Raw genomic sequence first — 12,212 nt, 5'->3', positions numbered from 1 at the left:
CCTACAAGCTACTGCCACTGATCTACTGAGCAGCTAAGCTAAAACTCCTCTGTACCACAGGGCAAAGTAATCTAATCATGAATACTCATTTAAACCAAACTGTTTTTGCCCACCCGACAAGCTACTGAATGATTAGAAAAAAAATCCCAATTCCAGTAGGGTGGGCAACGTAATCTAATCGTGAATACTCAAAATAACCAAAGGGTTTTTGCCCACCCGACAAGCTACTGAATGATTAGAAAAAAAATCCCAATTCCAGTAGGGTGGGCAACGTAATCTAATCGTGAATACTCAAAATAACCAAACTGTTTTTGCCCACCCTACAAGCTACTACAAGCTACTGAATGATTAGAAAAAAAATCCCAATTCCAGTAGGGTGGGCAAAGTAATCTAATCATGAATACTCATTTAAACCAAACTGTTTTTGCCCACCCTACAAGCTACTGCCACTGATCTACTGAGCAGCTAAGCTAAAACTCCTCTGTACCACAGCACCACGTTTCCCGAGGGATTTTGCTTGCTGTTGATCCACAGTGTACAAGACACCTCCGGCATTCCCTGACCTCACAGTCAGTTTTTGTTTAGCAATCCAGGTTTTCTGATATCCCTTGGGTAAGGTTTCTTCCAACTCGATTTTGCCATCAACTACCACTCGTACCCAAGATTGCTCTGTAATACTCAAGCTTACTTTAATTAATGGATTAGATGGGGAAGGTTTAGGTTTGGGGGGTGGTTTAGGTTCGGGTTTAGGGGCTGGTGCTGGTTGTTCTGGTTTATCTGGGGTTGTCTGCTCCTGAGCAACGGATGAGTTTTCGATCTGTCGATTAGTGAGATAGGTGAACACGGTGTTGAGTAGATAAATTAGTCCACCAGCAACACTGATCAAGCTTACTATTATGATGTAAGGATAATAGGGTTGTAAGCTTTTGGCTACAGTCTTGACAGTCTTGCTTTTGGCTACAATCCTAGGAATCTTTTGAGCAGAGGTTAGAGTCTGAGATTTCTGTTGTGAGGGGGTACCTGTATACAAGACTAACTGACCAGGCTCGCTTTCCTCGGTTTTCTCGGTTTCCTCGGTTTCCTCGGTTTTCAAGGACAATCCAGAATTAACTGGAAACGTTTTGGCTATCCCTGGACCATCTAGACCGAGAAACTCTGCATAGCGACGAATGAAGCCTTGAATGTAAACTGGCTCGGGCAAGGGCTCGGATTGCCCTGCTTCAAGGGCTTGCAATATATGCAATCGAATAAAGGTTGTGTCAGCGACTTCCTCAATAGGTATAGATTTCTCCTGCCTGAGTTGGCTGAGATAAGTCCCTATTTTCTGGAGTTGCTCCTCTTGCTCTAGACTTAAGTGGCTCACCAAATCTCTCCACCCATTAATCCACGTTAACAATTTTTATACATAAACACCGGATAGTAACATCCCTTGGGGATCTCACCATAAAAATTATTAAAAATTAACAAAGATTAACAATATCGCCAATTTACTGATGAAATAGGAAAACTCTCTCATTTTAGGGTATGGTTTCGATTGGCATCCTCCCCCGGGGGGAACAATCCTCGTGCCGGGGGATTCCCACGTCACTGTGAGTCTTTCCCTTTCGTCGAGTTGGCTGATCTAATTGTAAGCATTCAGCCGTTGGCCATTCCCATAGCATGGCCATTCCCGTACCGTGGCCAAAGCCCAAGGCCAACGGCTGACAGCTGACGACTGAATGCACCTCAAGTAGCGTGCGCCTAGGGCATATGCTTACGAATTATCAGCTAATCTTTGGCAATAATTTCGGCGTTGCTGATTCTGGGTATGGTTTCGCCCCCCTAGGGCATGTTTTCAAAGTTTTCCGCAAGATTTAGANNNCTNCNCTCGCGCACGCGTACGTACGTACGTACGTACGTACGTACGTACGTACGTACGTACGTACGTACGTACGTACGTACGTACGTACGTACGTACGTACGTACGTACGTACGTACGTACGTACGTACGTACGTACGTACGTACGTCGTACGTCGTACGTCGTCGTCGTCGTCGTACGTACGTACGTCGTACGTACGTACGTACGTACGTACGTACGTACGTACGTACGTACGTACGTACGTACGTACGTACGTACGTACGTACGTACGTACGTACGTACGTACGTACGTACGTACGTACGTACGTACGTACGTACGTACGTACGTACGTACGTACGTACGTACGTACGTACGTACGTACGTACGTACGTACGTACGTACGTACGTACGTACGTACGCCCTTAATAAGGGGGGAGCGATACTCAAAGTCCCCCTTTTTTAAGGGGGATTTAGGGGGATCTCCGAGTTTGAAGACACGCCCTAGCCCCCCAAGCGAGGGATTGCTCGCTTGGGGGGAACAAAACTTTCTTGCGTCCCCCAAGCGAGGGATTGCTCGCTTGGGGGATTTAGGGGGCTTTAACAAAACCATATGATCGCGCATTCATTCCTTAATTCAGCAACGCCATAATTTCAGGCATCATTTCGTTTTTTTCTTTACCGTATATCCATGCTTTAATAATGCTTTTATATAGCAAAGGGAACAGCGGATCTGGGAGTAGGGAGTAGGGAGTAGGGAATATCGCATCAAAATTATATCAATTCCTACACGGATTGCTATAGGCCAATATTATTATAGGTAAACTTCATTAAATTTTCTGCAATTATCTGCAGTATCCTGAATTTTTATTTCCTAGATCAACATCAAAGTTTTATCGCTTTACTCTACTGATAAAAGTGTAGCAAATAAAAGACATGTTGGAAAATGGAACTTTTCACGGTGTTTTTAACCGCCGAGTCGTTTTTGATTCCCCGACTAAAGTAAGGATTAAGGGTGTGGGGTATTGACAAAAGCGAAACAAAGGTATAGGATTGCAATCGTGACCAAATAAAAGCCGATCGAACTAGATCCAGAAAGATTCAACCAGTTGCCGAAGGAGGAAGTGGTAGAAATGCTCATGACTGCAGCCAAGGCTATAGCTCAGCAGCAAGGAACAAGAGAAGAACTGAAACAAGAAATAGAGAAACTGCCTGTAAGTAGCAGAGTTAGATCGCAAAATCTCATCAAAACCGCCATCAACAGACCTACTCAAAAAAAACGTAAACTCAGAAATAAGAAAAACAAGATACAGGATAAAAACCTAAACGTCAACTAGGCAGACAGCAAGCACATCAAGGAAAAACCTGGAGTGGCTCTCGGCCTAGGGAATCTATTCAGGATACTGCTAATTTATTTTATCGGCTAATTGATTAAGTTTAGTAAATATTAAGTTTAGTAAAGAAAATGCTCTGCTTAGGGGTAGTCTGTGATAGATTTTGTTGAGCAAGCTCAACCGGCTCAACTTGATAAAACTGCACTTGCTCCTTGTTTGATTTTATAACCAACGTTGCTGAATCCTTAGAGGTTGTCTGAGAAGTCTCATTTGCTACATCCAAGCCCCCTAAATCCCCCAATTTTGGGGGACTTTTAGAAGCAAATTGACTCTTGTTCCCCCCAAAGTTGGGGGGCTAGGGGGGCAAAATTCAGTATCAAAAAACTTGGGAGATATCCTCTTAGATAGAATTCAAAGGAGTTTTTATGCTCGCAGACGGATTTATAACATTATTGAGTCTAGGTTCTGAGTACTACTTTAAATACGAGATTGATGCTCAGACTGGTTTCCAGATTTATTGGATTACAATTCCTGAAGGACTCGATAAGGAACGCTATAGCAAACAAACAATATCCGAGTTTCTAGCAGAATCATCAGTTGCACAAATTCTCAAACCTGGAGAAACCATTGATAAGAGCCTTTATCAAGGTAGCCTAATTTTACCGGGATTACCCGCCTCACCTTTCGATGCATTTTATAATATTGAACTCACCTACGACAGCGATTCATTTACGTTAGGAGTTCAATCTACTGACTCTTTTGGATTTAGTCCCGAAGGCTCAACTCATTTCAAAGATTTAAATCTGAGTTTTACCCAGCAACTTAATTCCGAAACCGCTACTGTCAGTGGAACAGTGACGGCGGTTCTTTTTGGTCAAGATATCGTCCTTGAGGCAGGGGTGAGCGATGGCTCTGAACTAATTTTTAATTACAATCCCAATAATCCTCAGGAAATCCCAATTCAACCTTGGGGCAATTTAGAGTTGACGACTTTTACGGTCAAACCTGGTTCAAATCCTCTTCAACCCCAGGTGCTCTATTGGTTTGGAGAAAAGTCGGGAGAATGGGTTTATGATTGCTCCTTGAGGAATAGCGAAGATGCACCCGCTATCGACTTACGGATTCAAACGGAGCCAGAAACAGTGGAGTGGGGATTAGGGTCTATCGCTGTTAAAGATGGCTTGATCGAGAGTGAAAATGCCACCCTAGAAGCGGCAAACCTAAGTTCTGCTAGCAAACTGATCAAGGCATGCCAACAGACCAACGAAATCACTATTGCAACCTGGATTAAGCCTAGCCAAACGGGTCAAAAATACCCAGCTATAGTCGTTACTCTATCCGAAGATCCTCAAAATCCCTATGTGACTCTGGCTCAAGGGGATTCAGAATGGCTAAAGGATTATGGCAATCGCTGGTCGGGGGATTGGTACCATCACGACGAGTATAGTGTGCTATTGCGCACTAATACTAATGATAGAAACCGATATTGGCAAATCCTGACGACGAGTCCCGAGACAGTAACAACCGAGGAGCTAACCTATGTTGTCTATACTTTCTCGCAGAATAACTTGGGGGATGAGAGTGATAATGCCAAGGTGTATCTCAATGGGCAGCTAGACAATTCAAAATGGATTAATAGCGATGATGAGGAGCGTCATTTTTGGAGAAATTGGAATCAGAGGGGTAATCGTTGGCAAAGTCGGAATGATGAAGAGGATTATCCTCGGGAAAACAGGGGTGATGAGGAGCTTCATCCTTGGACCAATGATCCTGCTGTTAAGTTAGCGTTAGCAAATGATGTTTTATTTCTCCAACGCAGAGGCAACTTGCCAAGGAATCAAGATTTCCCTTGGGAAGGGCAACTCTACGAGGTGGCAATTTATGACTCTGCCCTGACACCAGAGGCGATTTACCAGCGCTACTACCCCACTATTGAAATTTTGGGCAACCTGACGCTGACTAATATGCCCAGTCCCTTGGACCAACCCCTAACTGCTGAACTGACTTTGGAGAGTATGCCGGATGTAGAGCACTATTCAGAGTCTAAGCTCAATCTCAAGGTTGACACCTCTGAAATCCGGGAAGTTACCCCGGAGTTTGACTTCACCAAGATTGCCCTGGAATGGCAATCAGAACCTGGAAGCTCCCCAAGCTGGTACTTTAAGTGGGGACAAGTGGATAGCACGTTATGGAAAACGTCAATTCCCTTTACGGCAGTTCAAGGGGATGCGCCAGGTAAACTTGCCCTGAATTCACCGGAATTAGACCTTCCAATCGGATTAGGACAAATTAATACCCTAGAGGGGTTGTCTCTATTCCTGAAACCAGATAGCACGGGGGAGATATGGCAGATGTCTTCCATCACCTCTGTGTCTGAACTGGTACTCCCCCAATTAAGGGATTATCGCCCATTTGATTGGACGGTAGATTTCAAGCTACTCTTTGCTCGTCACGATCAACAACGGAGTCAATTTGACCCCCTGGGCATTGACGATGGGAAAGTCGTTATCAAGGGCAATTGGTTGGGAGAAAACCTTGTACTCCATGGCTGGTGGCGCAATGAGCAGTTTGTCCTGGAAGGGCAAAGAAATTTAAGTCTACCGTTTGAAGTTACCTTAGGTCCAATCTTTGAACCTGGTACCTCCCAAAAGATTATCGACCAGGTAGCGATCGCTTCCGTGATGAACGCCACTGTAATCCTGGAACTGACTGAGTTAGGCTTTTTGGCAAAAGTCTCTGGAACCTTTGATTGGACCGATCAAGCAGGGACGGTAAACACTTTTACCGTGCCGGAGTTTACCCTAGTCCGCCCACCCCTGACTCCCAATCACATCCTGGAAGCGATTTTGGAACGGTTAAACTCCCAAGTAGATGTGATCTTTGCGGAACAGTTTCGCCATCAAGCGGACTACTACTTTACGGTGGTGGAGGAAAAACCTGTTATTTATTTGGGGAATGGCAACGACCCTGCTACTATCACCCAAACCACAACATTGCCCCAGTTATTCAACACTGCTGCGGATTCCAATAACATCTCCAGCACCGCAGGCATCTTTACCCTGACAGAAAATGTCGATCAAAGCTGCACCCTGACCATCACTCCTCCGGAAAGCAGTGACAATTGGCTAGATCAACTTAAGACCGATTACGACAACTTTATTGCTCAACTAGATACCAACAGTAATCTGATTGCTGGCACCCTCACCCTGGTCAAAACCCGCATTGCTGAACGGATGCCGTTGTTGGTTGAGGAAATTCTCTACTACTACTACGGCTTGGATACTGTTAATGGCTCAGTGGATTTGCAAGCTGGAATGCGGTTACGGGTCGATTACCAAAACTATCAATTCGTTCATCCAGCCCAATCTACGGCTAATTCAGGGTTTGTGGGCAGTGGCACGTCTTACTACAGCCTCAACAGTTATCGGGATAGCACTAACCTAATGATTAATTTTGATGGGTTTTTGTCCCAAATTCAGCCCTATGTCACCACAGATATTGCTACGGTAGGGGCTGGAAGTAGTCTGGATACCTTTAAAGTTGGCTATCAAAAACCCTACTTGCGGCTGGTTTATCCTAGTTTGGCAGCTCCCTCTGCAGGTTCCCTCGATCCCGGACAGGCTGCAACCATTATGGGAGCCGCAACAGTAACAGACCTGGATAAAAAGACAAACGTTGCTAGCTTTTATTTCCGAGGACGAGCAACAGTGATTCCAGAAATTACGGTGGTGCTACAGGAACAACCGGTATTTGTTCCGGTGGGAACGACTTTACGACAACTGATGGAGCAACGTGTCAGTATTCCGTCCGTATCCCTAGGAGAATCCCTACTGAACTCTACCGGAAAACCGAGGTTGAGCCGCCTTTTACACGAAGGGGTGTCTAACGAACCTAGCTATCGGTTTATCTACCTGGACGAAGATAGTCCAGTGCTTGATTTGCCTCTGGTCAAAGGCGATCGCATTGTCCTGTAGGGGGTGAACAGATGACTACCTTTACCCAATCAACAGCACAGGCGCTCTACTTTTTACCTGAATCCGTTAACCCTACCCTGCCCTATAGCATTGGGTTTTGGGTGAAGGGCGGATCGATAGAAGGTTCTCAAACCCTTTCCCTGGAAGAAACTTGGACAATAAAGCAGGGAGTATATCTATTTCTCAAAGCTGTGCCAGAGGGGAATGATGCCATAGACCTTTCGGTGTTGAGCGACCGCATTGGTGAATTTATGATTACACCTTCGGTACGCAATACCCGGTTTTTGTGGATTGATAACCCAGAGGAGTTAGTCTCTCGCTGGCGATTTCATGCCCTGACTCTTTCCCCAACAGATACTGTAGAGCGACTGACCTTTTTCAATTTCCGGAACTATGAATTAGCGATCGCTAGTGGTGTAATTTGTCAGTTGAACGCAACCAAAGACGGATTTGTGTTTGCCCCCGATCCGTCTCTACACAACCTGCCTAGCACTGGGACTGAATCACCGGAAACTGAATCACCGAAAACTGACCCCTTTTATTTGTCCACAGGTTATGGTGCTAATCAACTGAAAGGTATTGAGGTCAATGAAGCAGGGGAAGCTATGGCATTACCCTTTAGCGGAGAGTTGGCCGGTTGCCTGACCTTTGCCCTGACCTTGCAAAACCAATCTCCTGGCACAGCCTCTTTTGAGGAACTGGTCTATCTGGATGTTACCCTGCGGATGTTTTTCAAATCCGCAAACTCCTTACTAGACCCGACTGACCCCTTGTCTGGTTTTGCAGGATTGAATAGCGACCAGGACTTCCTGATTTCTAGCCATCGATATCCCTTTCTGGGGGAAGATAGCGATGCTGCCTCCCATTATTCTGAGCAGGGGGATGGTAGCCAAAATCTGACTTTATATAGCGCCCTAGATCCACTCCAACCCTTGAATGGCGATCGCACTTACTTTGCCTTTGTAGAGCCAGGAAACTCTAATAGTTCGGATTTATCCTTTGTAGAGCCAGGAAACTCTAATAGTTCGGATTTATCCTTGCCTTCTTGTTATCGCACCAATTTGGGATATTCCATTCATGTCACTCCCGATTCCCGATATGGGTACAGTAGGCTAATCTTTGCAGAGCGTCCAGGGCAGAATTCTAGCATCTTTGGTTCACCCTTGTATCTAGTCCCCCAAGGGAAATATACTCTCTCGGTTCCCCATTACGATAATACCCCCATCCCCAGTGGTCAGGAATTACCGATCGGAGATGAAGATAACTTTTTGTGTGGATTAGCCGGGATTGAATACATTCAACTGTCGAGTCAACAGGTTAATATTCTGCATCTGGAAGCTGGAAAACCCACCTTTGCGCCGGATTTTGTTCCGGAGCAAATTGTAGAAACGAATGAAGCTGGGCAGCGTCTAGAATCGGGAACAACTACAGCTTGGGGATATATTGAATATTACCACCAAGTAACTAAAGATGACCAAGTAACTGAAGATGACCAAGTAACTAAAGATAACCAAGTAACTGAAGATAACCAAGTAACTGAAGATAACCAAGTAACTGAAGATGACCAAGTAACTGAAGATGACCAAGTAACTGAAGATGACCAAGTAACTGAAGATGACCAAGTAACTGAAGATGACCAAGTAACTGAAGATGACCAAGTAACTGAAGATGACCAAGTAACGAATTTACCGGTCTATTTTTCCCAACCCAAGCAGTCCTTGCTGTATCAAGCATCAACGTTCCAGGATGAAAACCAAGACCCCACTGATGATCCCCTCACGTTTTTGGAGGTTCCCGTTACAGGACTGCCAAGGGGAGAATATTTACCCTTGTTTCCCTATGGTGGAGTAAGTGGAACCCTGGCTCACTATCAGCAAATGGAGGAACAAATCCTCAATCCCCAGCGGCGCAAACAAATTAAAATTGTTGCTGAAACGGACACCACTCAACTTACCGGTGACACTCAAGGAATACTAGGAGCCGGGACATCTAGTCCCCAAGCATTCAGTGCCTTGAGTAGATCAGCTACCCCTGACGCTCAGGCCATGACAGCTGCTGCTGCTAGCTCAACAACGGAAACCATCACCGGTACAACGTCCCTGGGATTGTTGGCAACTTATTCCTCTGATTATCAAACCCTCAATAGCCTATTACTGGCAAAGGATACCGACAATGAGGATGTGAGTTTGCAGGACTTAGAACGGGGTTCATCCCTCCGTTCAGCTTTCCAGTCCAGTCAGATGTTCCTGGTGATCACTGACCCGAGTTCCCTAAAAACCTTTGATACCAATGAACCTCCTCAAGTTATCAAAGAGCATTTTCAGAACAACCAACTAACTATTAAAGGGTGGACCTTTGATCTTAATCCAGACAATTGGCGACAGGGCACAGGGGATAGTGATACGGTCTTACTGTTTAAGTTCCTAGATAAGCCCCTGATTGATATTCTCAAGGATACCGCCCTGTGGGAACAACCGGAGGTATTTGTCGGGACGGCAACTGATGCCGAGGAACGGGTCAAAGAGATTAAAGCAGTGCGCGATCGCTTAGTGACATTCTTTGAAAATGCGATCGCAACCGCAGAGGACCCCAATGCTGCTGAAAAAGACCGGGATAATGCTGCCCCTCTAGCCCGGGTTGGCAGCAGCACCTTTTGGTCAGGGATGATCGCATTAAATGTCAAGCTGCCAGAGGGGACAGGACTGCCTCCAGACTTGAAAGCCCTAGAATGTGGCATACAAGACCAGGATAACTTCTACGCTCAGTATGTCGGGAGTAATGGCACCCCGATTTTGCCCCAAAATGGGCAATTGGTAGCGGAACAGTCTTCCCTGTTTGGATTGCTGGACTATCAAGACAACTCCGTGCCAGAAACCGGTCCCTTGGGCTATGCCTTCCAGGTGGCCAACTTACGGGTGCAGTTCCAAAATTCACAAATCACGGCATTTTCCAGTCAGGTCAATCTTACCCTAGATAAACTCTTTGACGAAGCTACCCAATTACTCAATAGTCGCTCAGGACGGAATATTGTCATTCTCCAGGGCTTTACGGAAGAACACGATGGGGTGATTACCTATAGCTTTAGCTTTAGCGGCGAGAACTATTTTGCCCTACCCGATAGTCATATTCTCAATAATGTTGACATCGTTAAGGCCACTTTTTCCACAGATCCCCCAGGTAATGATACTACACTCACCATTGGACGATTTACCCTCTGGGGCCGTCTCAATTTCCGTGACCTAGAGACCTTTGATGGATTATCCTTTGGGTCAGATACTTCCCTGTCCGATGAAGTTTTAACTGCCAGCAACCTGGTCAACCGCAGTGCCCGTGCCTTGGAAGACGATTATCAAGTAGGGATTGATACTCTCAATCAAGCATCAGCCGAGTTGCAGCAAAAACTGGATGAGCTAGCCAAGAACGAACAATTCCTGCAGTTTTCAAAGCTGAGTATTGTGATGAACTGCAAGCATACCAATGGTACCCAGGATATCACCTTTAGTGTGGATCCCAGCGAAATTGCCTTTGATTTGGCTCGCAGTAAAGCCCGCCCCCATAGTCTCTACAGCAAATTTCCCCTCAAGCTGACTAACTTCGTCTATCTCGACCCTGCTCAACCCGATAGCAAGCCTCAAGGGTATCTTACTGTGAAGACTCCCTTGGGCAGTGGTTCTATGCCCGACAGTGGCTTTGGTTTTAACTTCGAGTTTAATTTGGGTAGTCTGGGGGCATTGTCGGGATCGGCTCAGTTTGTGGTTAATCTCTTGATTATCTGGGAACCCAATCAGGATGGTTCCCAGGAGGGAGCAACAACCTTTGTGGGATTGAGACTACCGGGAATTGGTGGGGATGTGCTCGGTTTTCCTCTCCAGAGTGTACTGAAGCTGTCCTTCAAGACGGTGGAATTACTGGTTGATTCGACTAGCACTTCTGGTACAGCTTACTTGTTGAAAATCAAGAAGGTTGCCCTTAAGTTTTTTGTCCTCTCATTTCCCCCCAATGGACAAACCGAAATTGTTATCTTTGGCAATCCTGATGCCACTGATAGTAATGATGCTGTTGGCTGGTATGCTGCCTATGCCAAGTAACTACAGCTATCTGGTGGCGCGTCCGCCACCAAACCTTAATGTCCAACTATTAAAAGCAACGTCAGCTATCAGCTATCAGCTATCAGCTATCAGCTATCAGCTATCAGCTATCAGCTATCAGCTATCAGCTATCAGCTATCAGCTAATGCGCACGCTACGCGAACAGCTTTTGAATAAAATAAGCTGACCACTAACTACTGACCACTAACTACTGACCACTAACTACTGACCACTGATCACTGACCGCTGACCGCTGACCGCTGACCGCTGACCGCTGAATGCTTACAAAGCAACTAACCAATAGGTGGAATTTAATTTAGATAAACAGGAGATAATATGGCAGAGGATAAAATCCCCAATTATGAACAGATTAACAATATCCCAACCTTTATGGAGGAAGTCGATAATACCTATAGCATTACTGAAGAATTGCCCATAAACTTATCTGACAATCATCCATTATCTGATATGTGGGCAAAATCAATTACTGTTACGGAAGGTACATCACCGGATCCTTGTTATACTGCTACTGGATCAATTAATGATGAGTTTCCCTTCAATTTTGCCGAGGATTTTCCCTTTGATAGTAAAGATTTTAGTTTTCTAACCAACCAAGACGTTGCTCCTGAACTGGCAATGAAGTTGAAGATTGATGTCTTCCAACCTATACCGGAACCTGAAGATAGGAGGGGGATTAAAGTCACGGTATTTTCGGTACCCCAATCCGATGATTATCCCAATGGAGTCATTGTTAAAAAAGGCTTAACCTTCGTGGACGAAAATGGTAATCCTGTGGCTGATGATAATCTATCAACAACAAAGATTCCAGAAGAATCAGTGGTGCCAACGGAAGCAGACGTTAAGCTCGATCAATTATAGCCTTTGTATCTCGGTTGTAAACACACAAATTGCTGAAAAAGGCAATAGGCAATAGGCAAGAGGCAAGAGGCAAGAGGCAAGAGGCAAGAGGCAAGAGGCAA

General features: G+C 45.3%; 5 protein-coding genes. 4 read left to right on the top strand and 1 reads right to left on the bottom strand.

What is annotated here, in order from left to right:
• Nucleotides 1-454: 454 nt before the first annotated feature.
• Complete coding sequence (locus LYNGBM3L_RS26785) at nt 455-1,363, bottom strand: helix-turn-helix domain-containing protein (protein ID WP_008188798.1); 909 nt, start codon at nt 1,361-1,363, stop codon at nt 455-457.
• Nucleotides 1,364-2,975: 1,612 nt separating this feature from the next.
• Here LYNGBM3L_RS26785 and LYNGBM3L_RS26780 point away from each other — a divergent pair.
• From LYNGBM3L_RS26780 to LYNGBM3L_RS26755, 4 genes are all read left to right on the top strand, one after another.
• Nucleotides 2,976-3,173, top strand: a complete 198-nt coding sequence (locus LYNGBM3L_RS26780; protein ID WP_131827074.1) for a hypothetical protein — start codon at nt 2,976-2,978, stop codon at nt 3,171-3,173.
• 422 nt (nt 3,174-3,595) lie between these two features.
• Nucleotides 3,596-7,144 carry a LamG-like jellyroll fold domain-containing protein gene (locus tag LYNGBM3L_RS26770; protein ID WP_008188791.1) on the top strand — a complete coding sequence of 1,183 codons (3,549 nt, stop codon included), beginning with the start codon at nt 3,596-3,598 and terminating at the stop codon, nt 7,142-7,144.
• Nucleotides 7,145-7,155: 11 nt separating this feature from the next.
• The gene (locus LYNGBM3L_RS46155; RefSeq protein ID WP_008188789.1) at nt 7,156-11,232 is read left to right on the top strand and encodes a hypothetical protein; all 4,077 of its coding nucleotides are present in this window, start codon (nt 7,156-7,158) and stop codon (nt 11,230-11,232) included.
• Nucleotides 11,233-11,568: 336 nt separating this feature from the next.
• Complete coding sequence (locus LYNGBM3L_RS26755; RefSeq protein WP_008188785.1) at nt 11,569-12,111, top strand: hypothetical protein; 543 nt, start codon at nt 11,569-11,571, stop codon at nt 12,109-12,111.
• Nucleotides 12,112-12,212: the final 101 nt, after the last annotated feature.

The organism is Moorena producens 3L (genome assembly GCF_000211815.1).
GTDB classification, from domain to species: Bacteria; Cyanobacteriota; Cyanobacteriia; order Cyanobacteriales; family Coleofasciculaceae; genus Moorena; species Moorena producens.
The sequence above is the reverse complement of the archived record's forward strand: the minus strand, read 5'-3'. Positions and strand labels throughout refer to the sequence as shown.